The sequence below is a fragment of the Fusicatenibacter saccharivorans genome (assembly GCF_027667425.1).
Lineage (GTDB): Bacteria > Bacillota > Clostridia > Lachnospirales > Lachnospiraceae > Fusicatenibacter > Fusicatenibacter saccharivorans.
This window is the reverse complement of sequence record NZ_JAQEGR010000007.1, coordinates 128,239-149,801: the sequence shown is the minus strand read 5'-3', so window position 1 is coordinate 149,801 and position 21,563 is coordinate 128,239. Positions and strand designations below refer to the sequence as shown.

Sequence of the window (21,563 nt, the reverse complement as noted above, 5' to 3'; positions counted from 1 at the left end):
CGTTTCGTCAACGTGGAGTTTTGCGTTCCTCCGGTTCCGGCTTGCACCCCGAAGCAATTCACGATATAATCATGTTTATAGCAATCCCAGAAAATAATGCAAAAAATTCAGCACTGCAGAACGTGAATTACTGCGTCACGGATTTTCGTCGTACCCCGGTACGCCTTCAAATCCGTTCCTTGTAATTCGCGCCCTGCAGCACTGCCTTTTTTGCGTTATTTTCTGGTCTTGCTATAGTTTGAATTTTTTCTGTGACAAGATAAGGAGATTTTCTATTATGATAAAGTTGATTGCAACCGATGTCGATGGAACGCTCGTCAAAGACGGCACACTTCTGATCGACCCGGAATATATGACTGTTGTTTCCAGGCTTGTCGACCAGGGCATCCATTTTGTTGTCTGTTCCGGCCGCCAGTTTTCCAGTGAACAGAAGCTTTTCGCTCCGATCAAGGACCGCCTGCTCTACATCTCCGATGGCGGAACTGTCGTGCGCACACCGGAAAAGATTCTGAAAACATATCCGATGGAAACGGCACTCTGGAAATCCATGTGCCGCATGGTACACGACGAACTTCCGTCCTGCGACTGCTTTGCCGCCACCCCGGACTACTGCCTCGCCGAAGATGCCGGAAGCCGCATGTTTCACTGGCTCCGCGACTCCTACGGCTTCGATGTCCGCGAAGTACCGGATCTATCGAAGGTAGAAAACGAGGACATTATCAAATTCACAATCTACCATCCAACCTCCTGTGAAGAGCTTTGCTCCCCAAATTTCATCCCGGCGTGGAATCATCAGGCAAAACTCGCTGTCGCCGGTAAGGAATGGTTGGACTGCAACGCCCGCGGCGTCAGCAAATGGACCGGTCTCTCATTTCTGATGAACTACTTTGGCCTTACCCCAGACGAAGTCTGCTGCTTCGGCGACAACCTGAACGACATCGAGATGCTTCAGAACGCTGGCGAAAGCTACGCCGTCTCCAACGCCCGAGCGGAAGTCATCGCCTCAGCAAAACACACCTGCCCGCCGTACTGGGAGAACGGGGTGCTGCAGGTTTTGAAAACGTTTTTGAAGGAAACGACAAACCCGTTTTGATTTAAAAAATCCAGGCATCCTATACGGATGCCTGGATTTTTAATTCTCTGTTTCTTTACAGTACCCCATGCGGCGCAATGCCGATCGCAAATTCGACTGCAATCGCTACCAGGACTACCAGCAGCGAAATGATGAATCCGTGCAGCATCGGCTTTGCGCCGGAGCGGCAGAGGGATTTGAAATCGGTGTTCAGGCCGATGGCCGCAAGGGCGGCCACCATCAGAAATTTGCTGATGGTTTTTAATGCGGCTGCTGTGCCTGCCGGGATAAGACCTAAGGAGGTCAGTGCTGACATGGCGAGAAAGCCTAAGATAAACCATGGAAAAATGGATTTGATGCTTACCTTTACGGCGGTTCCTTCTGCTGCCTGTGCTTTTCGCTTCAGATGTACGTTGATTGCGGCGAATGCCAGGACAGCCGGGATAATGGCGAGGGTTCGCGTCAGTTTTACCATGGTGGCGAAATCACCGGCAACCTCGCTGAATGCGTAACCGGTGGCAACGACGCTTGAGGTATCGTTGACCGCAGTTCCGGCCCAGAGGCCAAACGCGGCATCCGAAAGGCCCATCCAGTGACCGAGGATCGGGAATACGACAATCATGACCGTATCAAATAAAAACGTTGCGGAGAGGCCATAGGCAATGTCCATATCGGTTGCCTCGATGACCGGCGCGATTGCCGCGATCGCGGAACCGCCGCAGATACCCGTGCCGGCGTTGATGAGGCTGCTCGTCTTCCAGTTCAGTCCCATTGCTTTTCCGATCAGTGCGCCAAGGCCGAAGCACGTTGCCAGGGTAAATACCATAACCGTCAGGGAAAATCTTCCGACCGTCAGCACCGTGCGGATATTCAGGCTCGCACCGAGCAGAATAATCGCAAATTTCAGGATCTTCTTCGATGTAAATTTAATTCCCGGCGCCGTCACGCTGTTCGGCTTGTAAAAGGCGTTCACAATCATACCGATAAACATGGCGATGACCGACGCTCCGATAAAGTGCAGGCCGGCGCTCTCCTCCAGGCTTTCCAGGAATTTCGCCGCAACGGCAATCACCAGCGCAATCGCCGCTCCGGGAATCAGTTTCTTTGCGTTTTTCATAATAATAACTTCCTCCAGATGTATCGTTTTTTCTTTCTCTCTCCCCAAAACATTCCGTATTTTTCATCACGTCTGATGCTGCCACTTCCCGCTTCGATAGCGAAGGACAAAGAAAATGGCACGAACAACCCAGTCCATCGTCATGGCGACCCAGACACCGAAGACGCCGAATCCCATACGCACACCGAGCACATAGCTCATGCCGATTCTGCAGATCCACATGGAAAGAATCGAGAGAATCATGCAAAATGCCACATCATTGGACGCGCGGAGTACATTCGGCAGATTGAAGGCAATTGGCCAGATTATCATACAGCAGATGCCGTGGTAAACGATGATATCTTCCGTCATGGCTGTTGCCTCCGCAGACAGACTGTAAACGTGAAGCACCGCCGGAAGTGCCGCGATGACACCGAGACAGCAGACGATCATCATGCCATAAATGATGATGTGCAGCTTTTTCGCATAGTATTTTACCTGCTCATAGTCTCCCGCTCCCGCGCACTGTGCGCTTACGGTCAGCACTGCATTTCCGATCGCCATACCGGGCAGTGTCTGGAAGACAGCAATCGTGTTGGACACGGCATTTGCCGCGATCGACGCTGTTCCGAACTGTGTGATCATACTTAAGACCATAATTTTGCCGAGCTGGAACATACTGTTCTCGAGGCCGTTCGGAATGCCGATGCCAAGGATTTTTTTCAGCATATGGAAATCCGGTTTTAATTTCACCGGATAAGAGCACCGCACTGGATACCGCTTATTATGTACGAGAACAAATGCTGCCGCAGCCGCGTACATACGTGAAAGCAGCGTCGGAATCGCAACGCCGTCCACGCCGAATTTCAGCGCATAGACCAGAAGCGCATTTCCCGAAATATTGATCAGGTTCATGACGATGGATATTTTCATCGGCGTTTTCGAATCACCCTGCGCACGGAAAATGGCCGCACAGCCGTTGTAAACCGCCAGAAACGGAATGGAGGCCGCTACGATCATCAGATAAATATTGCAGTTTCTTTCTACCTCTGCCGTAATGTTTCCAAACACAACATGTAGAATAAACGGCTTTAAAAGATAGACCGCCGCCATGATCACAACTGACAGCGCCGTTGTCACCAGCAGAAGCTGGTCAGCTGCCTCACATGCTTTATGCGGCCGCTTCTTTCCGATATACTGGCCGCACACGACGGCTCCGCCGGTTGCAATCGCGGTGAACATGTTGATCAGCAGAATAAAGATCGTATCAATCAGCGACACACTCGACACCGCCGCCTCGCCGACACTGGATACCATAATTGAATCCGCCATGCCGACTGCGATGGCAAGAAGCTGTTCAATCAGAAGCGGCACAATCAGCTGTTTCAGATCCGCATTGGAGAACAGGTCACCATCCCGTTCCTTCAGATAATTCATCTTTTGTTTCCTCCATTTTCATACCTTCTCCGTTGATGAGTTTTTACGCATGTGTATTACACTTATGCTGTTTTTATCTTACCTGCATTTTTACGTAAAAGCAAGAAGAACCGGCATTATCTCTTTACCGGTTCTCCATTGATTGTCTGTACCAGGACTTTGTCAAATCTTGCGTATTTTTTTACTTCTTTCATCAGCGTATCGAGGTCTTTCACAATCTGCTCGCGCTTTCCTGTCGGTCCTATGAAATATTCTCTGCCGCCCATTTCCAGCGGATTTCCTGTCGTTCTTGTGCGCACACCGAAAGTAAGTCTTCTGCTTCCTCTCCGGTAATAAATTGTATAGGTACGCGGCACATAGTTGAACAGGGAACTTTCTATTTCAGAAACCGTATAAAATTCACCACTCTCTTTCGCCGCCGCATACCGCCTGTCCTTCAGGCAGTCCATTTCGGCTACAGAAATAAAGCAGATCAGATAGTCCAGAAACGAAAACACAACCAGAATCAGCGCTTCCACGATTCGCCCCGTCTTTGTTTTATCCAAAATGTGAACATAGATATCTCCGTAAAATACCGCAAAGAAAAGAATAATACTCAAAATAATCTTAATCCACGGCCAGAGACGGGATTTAATTTTCCGGTTTACTTTAAAAACATTGATCCAGTCAAGCAACTGTTTTTCCTCCAAAGCTGTAATTATACATGTATTATACTACTCTCTTTCCCCCGTAAAAACAACAGAAATCCGATCACTTCCACTCTTCTCATGCTTTATTTTCCTTATACTTGACACCGTATGAAGTGAGGAGATCACAAAATTCGTCGGCACTGATTGGCATAGTACGGACACAACTAAATTGTGACTTATCAAATATCACAAAGCTAGTAAATGGATGATATGTTGAAAAAAACAGACCACTATCTTTTTGTTTTGATACGTTAAAGAAAAAATGATTTTTATATCTTTGTATAACGGAAAAATCCTCCCATACAATTTTTTTCTTATATCCCAAAAAGGCAAGTTCCATTCCCCACTTATGGATGTAAATACGTGTTAAAGCATCTACACTTCCCCATGACACTATCCCACAAATAAACATTATTCCAAATATTACCCAAAGCTTTTGAGGCAAATTATATAATTCACATTGTTTTTTTGCATCTTCCCAAAATCTTGTCATAAGATACCCGATGCCTATTAATGTAGCAACTTGTGCAAACATAAAAAACTTACGATATCCTGCTCTCATATTTTCTCTTTAATTCCTTCGATCTTTATTTTCTTTCCGTGTACTGAACACCATATGAAGTGAGCAGTTCACAAAATTCGTCGGCGTTAAGCGGCATGGTATGAACAGAACGATTTCGCGAATTATCGAATATTACAAAACTGGTAAAGGGATGAAACATTGCCCAATACGGACCTGCATCTTTTTGTTTTGACATATTGAAGAAAAAATGATTATGATATCTTCGTATAACAGAAAATTCTTCCCATTCGATTTTTTTCTTATATTTCAAAAATGAGATCTGCATTCCCCATTCATAAATGTAAATACTGGTTAAAGTATTTATAATTCCAGCAGCCGTACCAAAAGTATAAATCATAAACCACAATATCATAAGTGCTTTATCTTGCATGTTATAAGAACTAATTTGACCTTTTCCCTCTTCCCAAAAATTCAGCATAAGGTATCCGCAGCCCATAAATACCAATATACTAAAATATTTATAAAATTTACGATATCCTGCCTTCATATTTGCCACCTACTAATTTAACTTTTTGAACATTTCCGCTTTTACAACATCAAAGTTGTCTGCGCAAAGGAATCTGCACAATTCCAGATCGTAATAGCGGCTGGCGGTGACATAGAGCTTGGTGTCGTCATCGTAGCAGTAAGCACGATAGCGGAATGGATTGAGCTTTCCGATATTTTCTCCGCTGGTATCGGTCAGACCGGTCTGTTTTCCCCATATTTAAAACGAGCATTACCTCTATTAGAAATATAATACTTGTTTTTAATGAATATGCATGGAACTCATCTTTTCCATTTACCCATATACTCACCACATAGTAATTAATAATAACACACAGAATCAAATCTACACCTGTACCAAATTTTCCCCATATTACTTTCATACAATTTTCTCCTCGTTATTTCTTTCGACTGTGCAATATTCGCACCACTTGTATCCATGGTATTTACCAGTTCTCCCCCTGCATCGTAAGAATAGTTTACTCCCTGCTTTCCATCGCTGTCAATCCGTCCGATGACATCGTTTTGCAAAGATGGGATTTTATACTCTTCCCCCGTAAAAACAATATGCTTTATGGCAGTTGATCCATCCCGCTCCCGACAGCAGTCTGCCCCAGCTTTTGTTTCTGATTTCTGTGATCGTATAGCTTCCCTGGTCTTTGATGACTCCCACCACCGGGTATTCTACTCCGGGACCTGTGCGGATGTTGAGCGCCGGGTCTGTTACACGGTAGATGCCGGGATTGTATTCACTTTTCTCACTGCCGTCTTCTGTTTCCCGAATCAGACGCTGGAACCGCTCCCAGTCTCCCCGCTTCTGAATCTGGGACGGGCAGTTTTTGCTGCAGATGTCGTAATGCCGGTAAACTGCATCTGATGGAATCCCCGTCCCGTTCATCAGGTTTTTCACCAGCTCCACCGTATGTAAAAATGCGGTTTCGTAATCATATCCTTTCTGCACGCACATCTCAACCGCGATGCTGTTCCGGTTTCCATATCTGCCGAATAGATTTTTACTTCCATAATTTCTCCCGACATGCCAGCATCCTCTGCTGTGCGGCGCAGCCTGATAAGCGATCTCCCCGTCATCTACGTAATAATGCGCCGACATAATCTGAAAATTTCCCTGGTACTGCGCTCTTGCATGCGCGCGGGCATCGGCTCCGGCGGCAAAATTGTCTGTATTGTGTACCACAATACACTGCGGATGATTTTCCGACCATGTATTCTGGTTGCTACAATAGCTTCTGTCAACCCTCATTTACTCTGCTCCTCCTTTCTCAGCACATCAATCCTTGACCGCAGAACCTCAGGGATTTTCACACCCATCAGCCCTGCATTTTCCAAGATCGAAACCGCTTCATTTAAAATAAATCCAATGCAGACGGCATCCCGCAGGTAATTCGTCTGTGTGAGCTGATCCAGTTTTTCCGCGACCAGCACAAAGAACAGCATCATCCCTTTTCTGCAAAGCCCTTTCCATCCCGCACGGCTCTCCAACGTTCCGTTTTCAGATTTCGGACTCTTTTTAAAAACAACAGGAAGCAGAACACCTCCTGTGATCCAGTCAATTGCCATGAAGCAGACCAGCGTTTCCAGCGCAGCATCCCAGCCTCCAAACTGTGCCGCAAGGAAGCTGCCTGCTACGGCAAGGATCGTGCGATAAATTGATTTCATTGGCATTTCCTTCTTTCTTTTTCTAAATTTGCATATAAAAAGGGAAGTGGCTGGTAATTCGTGGATCTTACGGCCACTTCCACTCTTTTTGTATGTTATTTACTTTCCGTATACTTGACACCGTATGAAGTGAGGAGTTCACAAAATTCGTCGGCGCTGAGCGGTATGATTCCCCAGCCCGGTCCGCGGAACTTGTCGAATATCATGATACTGGTAAATGGGTGATAGGTACACCAGAACAAACTGTCATCTTTCTGTTTCGATATGTTGAAGAAAAAATGATCATTGTATCTTTGTATCACAGTAAAATCTTCCCATTCTATCTTTTTTTCATAGCCCCAAAAAGATAACATTATTCCCCATTCATAAATATAAATTCGTTTTAGTAGAAATGTCACAGTTCCATAAGCTGCTATGCTTAAAAAGAACATTATTCCTAGAAACACTATGATACTTGTTTTTAATGAATAGGCGTGGAACGCATCTTTTTCATTTACCCACAGGCTCACCCACCAATAACTACTAATAGCACACACAATCAGGTCTACGCCGGTACCAAATTTTCCCCATACTACTTTCATACAATCTTCTCCTCGTTATTTCTTACGCTTTGCCTTTGTACAAAACTATTTTTCTTCGCGCAAAGGCATCTTAAAACTTTTCTATCTAAGCGCTGGAAGTCCTATATTTTGCATTTTTCTGGAAATTGCAGGCTTATTACTCTGCCAGTTCTTCTTTTTCCCCCCAACTTTTTTTGTACTAAAGTTGATGTTGCTGTTTTTCTTAAGTGTTGATCCATTTTTATTTGCCTGTTTCTTGGGTTTTCCAAACACTCCATCCAAAACACCGCTTTTGGGATAGCTCAGTAATGGAGACTGAAAAAAGTCTGTAAAAGCACCCAATGCATTCTCAATAGTTTCATTTTTTACATATGCGTTATACGTTTTAGGTTCTAACAAGGTCATTATAGCATCGTAAAATCCTGCCCCCATTGCTCTTGCCATATCTCCTGATTCCTGATACTCTAAATATCCTCCTTTCAAACCACTTACTACTACTGAAAAGATAATTCCTTGGCTATCTCCCAAAACACTACTGATTGCACTTTCTATGGCCACCTCTGCAATTCCTTCTAAGGTTACTTTCTCATTCGCCATTCCGCACTGTACCGCATATACAAATACATCTTTTAAGATATTCCATGCTACTTTTCTGGGATCGATTCCTGGGAATGCCAGCATTAAAATTCCAAAATCACCATCATCATCTACCGCATTCACCGGATTGTTGCAACAGTACACATAAAGGTTCTTTCCATTCATGCTAAACATTTTCGCTTTTACAGCATCAAAGTTGTCCGCACAAAGGAATCTGCACAATTCCGGATCATAATAACGGCTGGCGGTGACATAGAGTTTGGTATCGTCATCGTAGCAGTAAGCACGATAACGGAATGGGTTTAGTTTTCCGATATTTTCTCCGCTGATATCGGTCAGACCAGTCTGTTTTCCCCATGCATCGTAAGAATAGTTTACTACCTGTTTTCCATCGCTGTCAATCAGTCCTATGACATCATTCTGGCTGTTGTACAAGTAATAATACTCTTTTTCTCCCTTTTTCAGCATCAGCGGGGATTTATCCGCACCGTAAACAAACTGAACCAGTACATCTCCATACTTCGTTCCCATCAGTTTGTTTCCGCACCAGTAGTTCTTATGGCTGATTCCGTTCAGGTCTTTCCACTGGACTCTGTGTCCTTCGCTGTCGTAATGGTAAACTGCTTTCTTTCCGTTTAAGGTCAGACTCTGCAGCAGGCTTCCTCTGTACCAGGTCAGTGTTCTTCCCTGATAAGCTGTAATGTTGCCGACCGCATCATAGGAAATGCTGCTGCCATTATAGGAAATAAGCTGATCTTTCCATCCTGAAGCACGGTAGGTAAACAGATCTGTCTTTACCGCATTGCCCAGTGCTCCCGTTGTATAGGAATACTCTTTTCTGGACGTCATATTCATTCCGGCATCGTAGGTATACGTAATACTCTTATTTTCCCATGCAGAATCCACACGGGTCAGTTCACTCAAAGCATTATACGTATATTTTACTTTCTGAACACCATTCTCGGAAATCGTAACAATATTTCCCACAGCATCATAAACAAAGGACAGTTTCTTTCCGTTATTGTTGATTTCTTTGAGAAGCAAGGTTGTAATTCCCGCTTTTCTTCCCGGCACAAAGGTATAGTCGACCGGATATGTTTTGTCCTTCAGATGAATGGTTTTTCTGGTAACACGACATAACGTGTCAAAGGTATACGAAATTTTGACTGCATCATTTACCTTGATCTGATAAATCACATCCGGTGCCTGTGCTTTTCCAACCTCTCCAAATACGCACGATGTTGAAATTTTGCTGTCATCAATCTGATGTACCATGCCTGTGCGTCTGTTCTTGTTGTCATACTGAATGCGCGCCGTTTCTCCATCTGTTGTGCGGTATCCTGCCATTCTCTGGATCATGTCATAGTCAAAGAAAATCTTTCTGTCGTTTTCCAGATCCTCATGGTAAAATACATTTCCATAGTCATCATAGATATTTCGGAAGACTGTCGTTCCATTCCACTTCTGCTCCACGATCTGCTCGTACTTGTCATAGCTGTTTTTCAGCACTTCTCCTGTCGCATACTTTACTTCGCTGAGCGGTCCGTCCGACGGAAGATAATCGTATTCTTCCAGTGCATTTCCGCCTGCCAGAATTCTGGTCTGATTTCCGAGGAAATCATATTCATAGGTATACTCGAATCCATTGTGGGCAATCGTTTTTAACCGGTCACCTTCATCATACGTATAACCCAGTTTTACCGTATTTGTTCCATCAGAAGCCGTCGCACCGGTCAGAAGGTCATTCTTGGTATCATACGTATACGTTACCTTATTCCCTTTTGCATCGGTAACTCCCGTCAGCAGGCGTTCTTTGCTGTCGTATTCGTTTGTTGTTACAAATCCTCTGGCATCTGTCAGTGTTTTTACATTTCGGCCGGTTGCCGTGTAGGTATACTGCGCCGTCATACGTTCGCTGCATTTCTCCAAAATAAATTCCTGTGGACTCATGGCTTCTACTGTTGGATATGCTCCGTTAATTGCTGTATTCTCTTCATGTGAGAGACTTGGAATCATAAAATACCGGCTGTTCTGTTTGATGCAATAATTATTTTTATCCTCTTCACTCACTTCAAACCAGAATTTCTGTTTGCTGTCCGATGTATTTTTCACCTGCAGCGTGAGTGTTCCATCCGAAGCCATAGAAAGTGCTTTTCCCTCTGCATTGGCCGGTTCCAGGAAAAATCCACCTGTTTCATCTCCATGAATCAGAAACATCTGTGCTTCTTTTCCTAAATACCGATTCTGAACAACTGTTGATCCCGCTGTTGTTCCATTTACCTGCATATACTGTCCACTGTATCCAAGACGCATCATATAAATCCCGCCGGAAATCGGCTGGTCACTCTTTCGTTCATATGCAACAGGCTCAAAATACCACTGCTGATTCGGATGTGTTTCTGACTGATCCCAAATCTGTAACTGAATCGAATTATCAAGCTGTGCTCTCGGAAGATCAATCGCTTTTTTGTCCTTAGAAATTTTACTTGTGATCAAATACATTCCTTCTCCTACTGGTTTGATACGAAATTTCTGTGAATCTTTGTTTGCGTATGCAGCTAACTTCGCCTTTGCCCCATTTGCATCCGTTCCGATATCCAGTACATATGTCTCATTTCCGTCAAATGCTTTGAAAATAATATATCCTTCTCCGGCATCCTCAATACGCCATTTCTGCTCCGAACTTCCCGAAAACTCATACTGCTGAACTGCTGCTCCATCTTTATTAGATGCATCTTTTACATCGATATACTTACCAGATTTTCTGTGGCGAATATAATAACTTCTGCCAGCCATTACCGACGTACTTACCCTGTCATGATGAATCACTACGTCCTGCGGATTTCCCTTGTTATCATAGGTATAACGGTACTGAACTCCCTCTGAATTTCTTGCCGCTGTCATATTTTTCTTTCCATCATATTCATACTCAAACGAAGAGCCGGTCACTTTAACCATTTTGGAAAGCAGGTCTGTTTTGTTGCAGATAAATGCATTCTGCTCCGCTGCTGTCTTGGCACTTACAATATTTCCATTTGCATCATACACGTAACTTTCCGCATCATCACGGATCAGCTGTAAGCCGGTAAAGAATGCATCATTCTGCTGTTTCTGGTATTCGAGATAGATCTGAATGGATTCGTAGGTCTTATTTGTTGTGGAACCATCTTTCCTGGTCAGGATTACGCCATTGACAAACTGCCACTCTGTCACATACGGATTGCAGTTCACAATTGTCTCTGTCGTTGTTTTGTCGGTAAAATGAACCACTGCACGAACACGGAAGGTTCGGCCCGGAATGGCGTCTGCTTTCACACTGCATCCGAGCACAAATACATCGCCTTCTTTTCCGCTCACCTTTACGGTTTGCATCAGGCTCTTATCTTTGGACAAGTTACCTCGTAATCTTGCACATTTACCTTTAACTGAATCTGTTACAATCTGGTCTGCACTTTCTCCCTGACTTAATTTCCAGCCATATTCCCCTGTTGTGTCAAATGTATCTTCGAAAAATGCATCGTGCAGCATGTTAAATTTGTTTGCTGCCATTGATTTTTCCAACTGGAAACAGGAAAAACAAGCCCATCCCTGCATATTATCCAAGAAAAACGCGGTAGTTACCTCCGTCTGAGATGCAATCGTAATAGTTACCGATACACGAGTCCATTCATCCGAATCTGTATCTTTCACCTCTGTTACCAGATCCATTTTCTCTGTATTTCCGGAAGAAAGTAAAATTCCGGCACCGCATTCGGAACGCTTTTTCTCCGGATCTGGTACACATTTTTCAACCTTAACATAACAGGAAAAAGTATAAGTTCCTTTTTCTAACGTATACGTTTTAGAGTATCCATATCTACCATTTACGGTATCTTTATTTATTGTACAAAAAGTTCCCGAAGGGAATCCCCCTAACGCTCTAAATCCAATAACTGCATTTTCATTTCCTGTGTTAATCTGATTCCACTGTAATAAAAATGGTTCTGGATCCATTCGGTTCCTGACGGCTTTCTGTAAAGTTCCTGTCATGCTCAGCTTGTTATTCTTTCGTCCTTCCCGTAAAAACTGATAACTGTTTGCAGCACCATCTTCATCCGACACATCCGCCGGGCAGCCGAAATTGTCAAAGTGGTAGGTAAACTTTCGATTATCACCTGTCCGACTGATTTCTCCATCCAATCCCTGTGTTTCAAACACCGTAGTATTTCCATTTCGATAGGAAATTTTCATTCTCTGCCCATTCTGTGGTCCTGTATGTTCAAAAACTTCTGACACTCGTTTTACTCCGCAGTCATCCTGGTACTTATATGAAATCTGTCGCCCATCATTATTCTGTACGCTCACCAGAATATCTCCATCGTAGAAAAATTCCGTACTTTTATTATCCGGATAACTAATTCTGGTCAGATGTCCTGCACTGTCATAGGAAAAATAAATGCTTCTTCCATTCGCATTCAGATTGCCCAGATTATTATCTTTTCCATATCTGAAGTCCATTCTTGCACCGGTAGGATCAATCAGATATGCCAGATAGTTACCTGCTGTGGACGGACCATACTGCGCTTTCTGCAGATTTCCGTTGGAATCCTTGATACTCCGCATGTATTTGTCCTGACCAAACGCATATTCCCAGCCGTTTTTGTCCTTCATGATGTAATAAGAATCTCCGTCAGAAGAACTTGTCTGCGTCAGCTCATATCCAAAGCCATCTTCATCCTTTAATTTATTTCCATCCGCTGTGTCTTTATAAAAGTAATGTCGGGTTCCGTCTCCATCTGTGTAGACATACGGGAAGTTTGCGTTTCCTGTGGCTTCCATTTCCTGGATGAAGTTCATTCTCCAGCCTTTTCCCATACGGTTGTTTTTACTCCGTTCTGACAGATTATACACATGACGGATATGAATCGGCAGCAGCCCACCGCTGGTTGACGCATCTTCATGCACCCATACAAGGTTTCCATTGAAGTCATTAACATAGCCATGGCCTGCGCGTCCGGCATCCTGCTCATGGTAGCTGTAATAGTCCTCGAGTCCTGTTGTACTACGGTAATAAAAGATTCCTTGCGGGAAATACTCGGAAGTAATTCCATAAGAGTTATTGGATGGATAATCAGAAGAAATGAAAACGGCTTCCTGATATGGTGTCTCATTCTGTGCCGTGATAACAATTCCATGATTTACCCCTGTGTTGTACCACTCACGCACCAGTTTTGTTACGTTGAATCCGCACGGTGTAACGGTAATTGTATTACCGGACTGTACCTGCTTTACACTGCAGTAATCCAGTACATTCGACTGATATGCCGGCTGATTGTTCCATGTGGTTGATCCCGGATTCCATCCTCCCGTTACTTTATGGGCGGTAATAAAAAACGGCTGGTTGCTGTCCGAAGAATACCGGTACTGCCATACATAGATTTTTGCATCGTAGATAACCGCTCCAGGTTCCATTGCAGGCAAGCTGGTAAATTTCAGGAAAGAACGGCATTTTCCATATTCCCGGTTATGGCCTACGGTAAAAGAACCATAAGAAGCTACCACCGCGCTGTCCGGACTTTTTTCTCGGACAAACGTATCGTCAATTGCCCTATTTGTTTTCGAGGTTTCTGCCGATGGATCAATCACAACCGGATATACTCGGTTTTCGTCCTGAAGCCATGTCTGATCCGGTACGACGCTTAAAATACTGCAATGCTGCTCCGCATCGGTTTCCAGTTCATAGTGTACCTGTTCCGAATAATTTCCGGCTGCATCGTACATACACGGCGGGGCAAAATAATAAAAAACTTCTTCTGTTTCTTCATCAATCAGGTCAATTCCTCCGTCTTCCCGAATGACAATCATCATCCCCGGGAACTGCAGGGAAAACGAATATTCAAGAGCTGCTGCTTTTACCGATTTTAAGATCAGGTTTTCTTTTACCTGTTCTCCGATGATTTTGTATTCGAGATCTACATTCTCTGCAATCTCTGCATAATGTCCGGCAGCCACAAGACCCGGAACACTCATTTTTTCCTGATTTTCCTGCTCCACGCTTTTTTCTTCTGTTTTCTGCACTGCGGCTCTGTTCTGCATTCCTTCTTCTGTCGGATAGAGATTTTCCGGCTGAAATACAGCTTCACGCTTCTGTGCCTGTACTGCCGCCTGGCTTCGGATGTTCTGTTTTTTCTGCTTTTCTGCCAGAAATCCCCAGCTCAGTTTTCTTCCCGTTTTTTCAATAGTAACCATTTCATTTGCATTACTGCTTTCTGCAAAATGGACTTTTACCCGGGATGCATGGTTCTGATAACCGTTTTCTGTTTTTTCCAGTCTGTTATCAATTTCCTTCCACTCTTCTCCTTCTTTATAATGAACCGGGTATCCGTAAATGACGGCTGCACCGCCATGATTTTCTGTTCGGAAGTTTTTGGTAAAACGGTCTCGTTTCTGTAAAATTTCCGCGATTACGCGATCTGTTTTCTGACTCATTTTAATTTCTCCTTTTTCTTCATCCTGTATTGTTTCTGGTTTCGTAAATACTTTATCTGCGCGCTTCTGATAAAGTTCTAAATTTAGAGAATCACCTATTGACTTTTCTCTATGGAAACTCTAATATAGAAATATAATCTTCTCTATCTTTAGGTTTTTCTCTAAATTTGATCTCATTATATAGAGTATTCTCTATTTTGTCAATACATTTTTTAGGCTTTTATCTATTTTTTTTATTGGAGGTATGTTATGAACTGCGTAGAACGTGTAAAGCAAATCTGTAAAGAGCGGAAAATTCCAATATCGAAGCTGGAAAAAGACCTTGGGTTTTCCAACGGTTATGTCGGTCAGCTAAAAAAAGGATCCTTCCCCGCTGAGCGTCTTTCCAAAATTGCCGACTATCTGAGTCTTTCCCCTCAATATCTGATGTACGGAGAGGAACCTGCACCAGATCCGGTACTGACTTCCCGTGACGAACGGGATATTGAAAAAATCCTCGCCCGCACCAAAGAACAGCTTCTTTCTCAGGAGGGGCTGATGTTTGACGGCGATCCCGCTTCCCCGGAAGCCATCGATTCCATTCTTTCGGCAATGCAGATCGGTATGGAACTCGCAAAAAAGAAGAACAAAGAAAAATACACACCGAAAAAATATAAAAAGGACTGATGTCTATGGACATAAAAAAAAGAGCGAATCAGATCGCTCACCGATTCCAGTCACGGAATCCTTTTGAAATTGTCCGTGGACTGAATGTGATTCTCGTGGATGCTCCTTTAAGCGGAGTCCGTGGTTTTTATCAGTATTTTCAGAGAAACCATATCATCTATCTCGATGAAACTCTTTCCGAGCAGGAGCGCACACTGGTTCTGGCACACGAACTTGGGCATTTGTTTCTCCATAAAAAGGCAAATGCCATCTTTATGGATACCAGAACTCATTTAAAAACGGCAGAATATGAAACCGAAGCTGATACCTTTGCCATTGAGCTGCTCCTGCCTGATGACACTTTCTCAGAATATCTTTCTGCGGGCTATACCTCAGAGCAGATATCACGGATTACGGGCTATGCGCAAAGATTGATTGATTTAAAAGCTTCTCATATCAAAATATTGTAATTTCGTTAACTCACAAAAAGACAGCTTCCTGCCTGATGGATTGACTCCATTCTTAAGGCAGGAGGCTGTCTTTTCCTACTATACCCGCTCTACTAAAAGCTGCTGCATCGGCGTAAGATTTTCGGTTTTAAGGTCGTTCAGTTCCCGAATTTTTTCCGTTGTCGTATAAAATTTCTTTGCGATATCCCACAGGGTATCCCCCGGCTTGACGAAGTAGCAGGTGATGCCCGGGAGGCTTTGCAGTTCTTCCGGATCTCGGTCTTTTTCTTCGACGTACTGCATTACCATCTCTTTTCTACGGCGGAATACGAGGGCGTTCAGGTTCAGTACGACTTTGGCTTCGATGTCGCTGCTGTCCGGCATGGTTGTGGAGAGCTGGTCAATGGAGGACTGGAGTTCGTAGCGGCAGTCCGGTCCGATTTCCGGGACTTCGATGGTGTGGCGGAAAGGGAGGGCGGTTTCGGCGGCGTAGAATGGCATTTCATCGTCGCTCACGACATAGAGCGCCCTGAGTTCCACCACACCGGTTACTTCGATGCCGTTTTCTACGTTTCTTTCCTCGTCGATCTTGATTTTGCCGTCGCTGTGGCAAATCTGCAGAATTTTATTTTTCGGCACGCGCATCTGCAGTTTGTCGGTCAGGCGGCATTTGGAGGAATTGCGGATCAGAAGGCTCTCCAAAGTCTCCTCCTGCACTTTTGGAATGCATTCTCGGTGCGGATGGTAAACGTCCTGCAGAAGTGATACGGTTTCTTCCTGATACAGACAGATGTCAAGTTCGAGTACGGCCTCCGCCTGCAGGACCCGCTCCTCGCCGTCGGAATCGGGCTGGATTTCGAGTGTGGTCTGGCCGAGTGTGCTTTCGATCCGCGGGATCATCTCGGAGATGCAGCCCTGGCATTCCACTTCTGCCTGGAACGGGAGCGCCTGCTCCACCCACTGCAGCGGGTGATCCTCCTCGCCGTCGCTGTACAGGCAGAAGACAAAGAGTTCTCCCTGCGCACTGACCCGCCCCTCCTCAGAGCGGAGATCGAGACCGCGCACTTCCAGATCCTGCCAGAGAATCTCGTGCAATTCCGGCTTGCCGGACGGAATCGTAAGCTCCTTTTTGACACGCAGCACATCTTTTTTCTGCACTGCAAGCTCAACCACGCGGTATTCCTGCCTTTTTACCGCGACGTCGCTCTCCCCGCGGATTTCCATCGGCACGGCAAGGTCGCACAGTTCCTCGATCCACGCGTGCAGCGTGACGATCGCGCGCACGCCCAGCTTCCGCGAGTTGATGAGATGCAGGTTCAGATCTTCCACTTCCCAGGTGATGCAGACCTTGTCGCCGCCGGTCAGACCATCGAGATGGATCGTCTCGTCGATCGGAAGCTCGCCGGAGAGCTGGCAGATCCGGCGCCGTTCGCCGTCGGAGACGTACAGCAGATGAAAGGCGAGGCCGCCGAATACACGCGCTTTTCCTTCCGAAATCTGCACATCCCCGATCGTCACCTCGCCTTTTTTCTGAATCATCCGCCCCACATCGGGCCGTGCGTCCGGCACATTGTAGTCCTCATCAAACGTAATCTGTGACACCGCTTCGCTTTTTCTGCTGATCTGATGCAGAATCTTTTTTACAAAATCCATAAGGCTCCTCCCACTCTAATCCTCAAATACGACTGAGATTCCCGCCGCCGCTTTCGTTTTCAGCACGACGTAAGGGCAGGAGGCGGCGCCTTTCTGCTCCTCCTTTGCGGCAGGTCCGACGAGTTTTGTCCGCACGAAAACGGCGTTTTCCGATTTCGATACTTCTTCGATCTGTATAGAAAAGCCTCCGCTTTTCTGCTTTCCGTAGCCGCGCAGTATGTAGAGATCGTCCCCGCTCTCGTACGCCATCTGGAACGCGGATTCTTTTTTCCTGCGCAAAATCTGATCGATTTCCGGCGGAAAATCGCCCGGCTTTACAATCGCATACGACAGTTCTTTCCGCTCGCCCTCGCTCACATCTGTGATCCGGCACGATGCCAGGAGCATCAGAATCACCGCCGCCAGAAGAACTCTTCCCCGTCTCTTTTTCTTCATCATTCCAAACGCCGCTTCCTGCTCTTTCTATCCATTGTATGACGGGCCACAGTCTTCTATGACGCAAAATCTTTTTCCGAAAAAGACGAAAGTTATTGCAACCCGCCCCATATATGACATATACTGAAAAGTACGCAATAACTGAATATCACTATTTTTACCAAGAGGAGAAAAAGATTCATGATTCGTTTTATTCTGGTCATTCTGACCGCTTTTCTGTATCTGATTCTGTCGATCCCGGTGCTTCTTGTTCTGCTTCTGATCCGGAAGAAAAAGCCGGAGGTCTGTGACAAGGTAAGCCGTGCGCTGATCCGCTGGATTTTCCGCGTAATTCTGTTTTTTTCCGGCACGAAGGTCACCGTAAAAGGTCAGGAAAATATTCCGAAGGACCGGGCTGTTCTATACATCGGCAATCACCGCAGCTATTTTGATATCCTTGTAACCTACACAACGGTTCCGGGCTCCTGCGGATTTGTCGCAAAAAAAGAGCTTTCACGCATTCCGCTGTTAAAGAACTGGATGGAACTCATCCACTGCCTGTTTCTCGACCGTTCCGACATCAAGCAGGGTCTGCAGATGATTCTCTCCGGATGTGAGGAGATCAAGAGCGGCACTTCCATCTGTATCTTCCCGGAGGGTACCCGCGGCAAGACGGAGAGCGAGCTGGAGCTCGGCGAGTTCCACAACGGTTCATTCAAGATGGCAACGAAAACCGGCTGCCCGATCATTCCGCTTTCGATTTCCGGATCCAGAGAAATTCTGGAAGCACATTTCCCGAAGATCCGCGGTACCCACGTTACCGTAACGTACGGCAAGCCGATCATTCCGGGCGAGCTTACGAAGGAAGAGAAAAAAGAGATTGGAAATTATACGAAAAACATTCTATTAGAACAATTGAAAGAAAATGCTTGAAAATGCCAGACCCCTGCGATATAATAAATATATAAAAAGAAAGCACCCACTCCAAAGTGGATGCTCTCGAGAAAAGGGTTAAATGTTCTTACGAACACCGCCTATCCCGTTTGCCGACGGGGTAGGCATTTTTATTTTCGCTTATTTCTCTTATCGAGAAAGGTAAGCAACGCAATGATGAAGCCTCCGAAGGAAATCAGTAAAGCTAAGATTCCCAGAAAAACCATAATAATTTCGTATGCTGTCATTTACGCCACCTCCCTTCCTATGTATTCATTAGCTCGGGAGGCTACCACCCTGTCATGGGTACTTTCCAGTTTAAAATTTTATCATAATTTCTGTGCTGTTTCAAGCATCTCCACAATCTTTCCATATTCCATAAAATGCGATGCCTTTACCAGAATCTGATCGCCGTCCTGTAAGAGCTTCGGCAGTTCTGCCATCAGGCTCTCGCGGTCTGCAAAGTGGCGTACCTCAAGCTTCGAATCAGCCTCTTTTGCCGCTTTTGCAAGATGCTCGCAGAGCGGTCCCGCACAGTAGAGGGCGTCAATGCCGCAGGTTCCGGCGTGTGTGCCGACTTCGGCGTGAAGTGCTGCCTCATCGGTTCCAAGCTCGCCCATATCGCCGAGTACAGCCACTTTTCTTCCCTTCGCCTCTTTCAGAACATCGAGAGATGCCTTCATCGAAACCGGGTTTGCGTTGTAGCAGTCATCGACAACGGTGTATTTTCCTGTCTCGATGATGTGGAATCTTCCGCTCACCGACTGCAGTGTCTCGATTCCCTGTTTGATCTGCTCCAGCGTCAGCCCGTACGTGCATCCGACTGCGGTTCCGGCCAGCGCATTGTAAACCATATGGCGTCCCGGAATCGGAATCAGTGCAGAAAAGCTCCCCTGCGGGGTATGAATCCGGCAGGAAATGCCGCGGAAGCCCTGGCTCTCGATCTCATCGGCATAATATTCGTTCTTTTCATCCAATCCGAAATGAACCGGCTTGATGCCGTGAACCGTTCCAACAGTAGACAGCTTATCATCGTCCCCATTGATGATAATGTGCCCGTTCTCACGCAGATGATCAAAGATCTCGGTTTTTGCCTGTAAAATACCATCTCGCGTCTTCAGATTTTCCAGATGGCACCAGCCGATATTCGTGATGACTGCAGTCTCCGGGCGCGCGATCTTCGCCAGACGGTGCATCTGGCCGAAATCGTCGATTCCCATCTCGAGAACCGCCATCTCATCCTCCTCGCGCAGGCGGAAAACAGTAAGTGACAGTCCCAGCTCATTGTTAAAGTTCGCATCCGTTTTCAGCACACGGTATTTCTGCGCCAGCACCGACGCGATCGTCTCCTTTGTACTGGTCTTTCCAACACTTCCCGTAATGCCGACAACCGGAATATTGAGCTGCTGCATATAGTATTCTGCCATTGCTTTAATGGCCTCCATGGAATCCTTCACGAGGATATACGGGCATGGCGGTGTTTCAAGTTTCTGCTCGGAAATGACAGCAAGTGCGCCCTGGGAAGCCACGTTCGGGATAAATTTATGGCCGTCCACACGCTCACCCGGAATTGCAACGAAGAGGCTTCCCTCTCCCGCTTTCCGGCTGTCCGTCACGATATCCGTGACTTCCGCTGTTTTCTTTTCTTCCGGTCCGAAGTAGATTCCGCCGCACACCTCTGTGATGTGCGCAAGTGTCATATTTTTCATGCGTTGTTACCTCTTTTTCTGAGAGAAAGCTGGATCAGCAGCTCGCAGAGTTCCGGATAGGAAATGCCGAGTACCTGTGCCTCCTGCGGCAGAAGGCTGGTCGGGGTCATGCCCGGAAGGGTGTTTGCCTCGAGGCAGTACATTCTTCCGTCCTTGCGCATCATAAAGTCGAGACGGCAGTAGTTTTCGATACCGAGAGCGGCAGCGCCGTCCTCTGCGTGCTTCTGCATTTCTTTCGTCTGCTCCTCCGTCAGTACGGCCGGGCAGGTATCAACAGTAGCTCCGGCTTTGTATTTGTTCGTGTAATCATAGAAGCCTTCGATCGGTGCAATCTCGATGATCGGGTAAGCCTTTCCGTCTACCACGCCAACGGAGAACTCTCTTCCCTCGATATACTCCTCAACGACAACCTCCGGTTCGTAGGAGAAAGCATCCTTCATAGCCTGCCAGTATTCTTCGTTCGTGTGTGCAATATAGACACCGACACTGGAACCGCCGCAGCACGGTTTTACGACAACCGGAAGCTCCAGGCCAAAGCCGGACAAAGGCTCGCTCTCCTGGCCTTTTTTCAGGGTCACGCCGTTCGGGGTCGGCACATGGTGTGCACGGAAGAACTGTTTTGTGATGGATTTGTCCATTGCGAGGGCGCTGCTTAAATAGCCCGTTCCGGTATACGGAATGCCGAGCAGATCGAACGTAGCCTGTACCTTTCCGTCCTCTCCGTTTGCGCCATGCAGGGCAAGGAAAACAACATCCGCTGCCTCGCAGAGTTCCAGTACGTTCGGTCCGAAAAATCTGCGGCGGGATTCGATCATTTCGTTTAATCCTGCATCAAAGCTGTGCATATATTCTGCTGCTTTGTCTATATCGTACGCCTCCTCTGCAAATACATCTTCCAGGTTCCCCTTCACATCGATACCGCAGAAAACGTCTACCAGAACTGCCTGATGGTTTTTCTCGCGGAGTGCCTTGCAGACCATAGTTCCCGATGTAATGGATACCGAACGTTCCGTGCTGGTTCCTCCAGCTAATACTACTATTTTCATCTATCAAAATCTCCTTTATTTGATGTGCTTCTGCTGTGATGCTTAAGCG

19 protein-coding genes are annotated in these 21,563 nt (G+C 46.0%); 4 read left to right on the top strand and 15 right to left on the bottom strand.

The features are described from left to right. The first annotated feature begins 277 nt into the window (after positions 1 to 277). On the top strand, positions 278 to 1,093 hold the full coding sequence (locus tag PGS38_RS08480; RefSeq protein ID WP_117509860.1) for a Cof-type HAD-IIB family hydrolase: 816 nt from the start codon (positions 278 to 280) through the stop codon (positions 1,091 to 1,093). 55 nt (positions 1,094 to 1,148) lie between these two features. Here the strand turns inward: PGS38_RS08480 and PGS38_RS08475 are convergent, their stop codons facing one another. From PGS38_RS08475 to PGS38_RS08430, 10 genes are all read right to left on the bottom strand, one after another. After that, complete coding sequence (locus PGS38_RS08475) at positions 1,149 to 2,189, bottom strand: YeiH family protein (protein WP_118640484.1); 1,041 nt, start codon at positions 2,187 to 2,189, stop codon at positions 1,149 to 1,151. Positions 2,190 to 2,255: 66 nt separating this feature from the next. Beyond that, a complete protein-coding gene (locus tag PGS38_RS08470) occupies positions 2,256 to 3,605 on the bottom strand; it encodes an MATE family efflux transporter (protein ID WP_118640483.1) in 1,350 nt (449 codons plus the stop codon). A 116-nt stretch (positions 3,606 to 3,721) separates the two neighbouring features. Further along, positions 3,722 to 4,279, bottom strand: coding sequence for a hypothetical protein (locus PGS38_RS08465; protein WP_117804929.1), 558 nt, complete (start codon positions 4,277 to 4,279; stop codon positions 3,722 to 3,724). Between the two features lie 91 nt (positions 4,280 to 4,370). Then, on the bottom strand, positions 4,371 to 4,856 hold the full coding sequence (locus PGS38_RS08460) for a hypothetical protein (protein ID WP_117804928.1): 486 nt from the start codon (positions 4,854 to 4,856) through the stop codon (positions 4,371 to 4,373). A gap of 25 nt (positions 4,857 to 4,881) precedes the next feature. Further along, the gene (locus PGS38_RS08455; RefSeq protein ID WP_117761627.1) at positions 4,882 to 5,364 is read right to left on the bottom strand and encodes a hypothetical protein; all 483 of its coding nucleotides are present in this window, start codon (positions 5,362 to 5,364) and stop codon (positions 4,882 to 4,884) included. 127 nt (positions 5,365 to 5,491) lie between these two features. After that, entirely contained in the window at positions 5,492 to 5,746 is a 255-nt protein-coding gene (locus tag PGS38_RS08450; RefSeq protein ID WP_055219949.1) for a hypothetical protein, read from the bottom strand. Between the two features lie 158 nt (positions 5,747 to 5,904). Next, complete coding sequence (locus PGS38_RS08445; protein WP_118640482.1) at positions 5,905 to 6,624, bottom strand: N-acetylmuramoyl-L-alanine amidase; 720 nt, start codon at positions 6,622 to 6,624, stop codon at positions 5,905 to 5,907. Then, a complete protein-coding gene (locus PGS38_RS08440) occupies positions 6,621 to 7,040 on the bottom strand; it encodes a phage holin family protein (protein WP_118640481.1) in 420 nt (139 codons plus the stop codon). Before PGS38_RS08440 ends, PGS38_RS08445 begins: the two co-directional genes overlap by 4 nt. Positions 7,041 to 7,135: 95 nt before the next feature. After that, positions 7,136 to 7,621 (bottom strand): hypothetical protein, encoded by a 486-nt coding sequence (locus PGS38_RS08435; RefSeq protein ID WP_055219954.1) that lies wholly within the window; start codon positions 7,619 to 7,621, stop codon positions 7,136 to 7,138. An 81-nt stretch (positions 7,622 to 7,702) separates the two neighbouring features. Continuing rightward, positions 7,703 to 14,665, bottom strand: a complete 6,963-nt coding sequence (locus PGS38_RS08430) for a DNRLRE domain-containing protein (protein ID WP_118640480.1) — start codon at positions 14,663 to 14,665, stop codon at positions 7,703 to 7,705. Positions 14,666 to 14,914: 249 nt separating this feature from the next. Here PGS38_RS08430 and PGS38_RS08425 point away from each other — a divergent pair, with 249 nt between their 5' ends. After that, on the top strand, positions 14,915 to 15,331 hold the full coding sequence (locus tag PGS38_RS08425) for a helix-turn-helix domain-containing protein (protein ID WP_055219958.1): 417 nt from the start codon (positions 14,915 to 14,917) through the stop codon (positions 15,329 to 15,331). 5 nt (positions 15,332 to 15,336) lie between these two features. Then, positions 15,337 to 15,780 (top strand): ImmA/IrrE family metallo-endopeptidase, encoded by a 444-nt coding sequence (locus tag PGS38_RS08420; protein ID WP_055219960.1) that lies wholly within the window; start codon positions 15,337 to 15,339, stop codon positions 15,778 to 15,780. 78 nt (positions 15,781 to 15,858) lie between these two features. Here the strand turns inward: PGS38_RS08420 and PGS38_RS08415 are convergent, their stop codons facing one another. Further along, positions 15,859 to 17,412 carry a DUF3794 and LysM peptidoglycan-binding domain-containing protein gene (locus tag PGS38_RS08415; RefSeq protein WP_118594866.1) on the bottom strand — a complete coding sequence of 518 codons (1,554 nt, stop codon included), beginning with the start codon at positions 17,410 to 17,412 and terminating at the stop codon, positions 15,859 to 15,861. A gap of 15 nt (positions 17,413 to 17,427) precedes the next feature. Continuing rightward, positions 17,428 to 17,850: a protease complex subunit PrcB family protein gene (locus PGS38_RS08410; RefSeq protein ID WP_022461788.1), complete on the bottom strand. Its 423-nt coding sequence runs from the start codon at positions 17,848 to 17,850 to the stop codon at positions 17,428 to 17,430. A 177-nt stretch (positions 17,851 to 18,027) separates the two neighbouring features. Between PGS38_RS08410 and PGS38_RS08405 the strand changes: the two genes are divergently transcribed. Further along, the gene (locus tag PGS38_RS08405; RefSeq protein ID WP_117804925.1) at positions 18,028 to 18,759 is read left to right on the top strand and encodes a lysophospholipid acyltransferase family protein; all 732 of its coding nucleotides are present in this window, start codon (positions 18,028 to 18,030) and stop codon (positions 18,757 to 18,759) included. Between the two features lie 131 nt (positions 18,760 to 18,890). On the opposite strand, the gene PGS38_RS08400 is transcribed toward PGS38_RS08405, so the two are convergent. From PGS38_RS08400 to PGS38_RS08390, 3 genes are all read right to left on the bottom strand, one after another. Next, on the bottom strand, positions 18,891 to 19,007 hold the full coding sequence (locus PGS38_RS08400) for a putative holin-like toxin (protein WP_226906323.1): 117 nt from the start codon (positions 19,005 to 19,007) through the stop codon (positions 18,891 to 18,893). 81 nt (positions 19,008 to 19,088) lie between these two features. Beyond that, complete coding sequence (locus PGS38_RS08395; protein ID WP_055228032.1) at positions 19,089 to 20,468, bottom strand: UDP-N-acetylmuramoyl-tripeptide--D-alanyl-D-alanine ligase; 1,380 nt, start codon at positions 20,466 to 20,468, stop codon at positions 19,089 to 19,091. Next, entirely contained in the window at positions 20,465 to 21,514 is a 1,050-nt protein-coding gene (locus tag PGS38_RS08390) for a D-alanine--D-alanine ligase family protein (protein ID WP_055228033.1), read from the bottom strand. Before PGS38_RS08390 ends, PGS38_RS08395 begins: the two co-directional genes overlap by 4 nt. Positions 21,515 to 21,563: the final 49 nt, after the last annotated feature.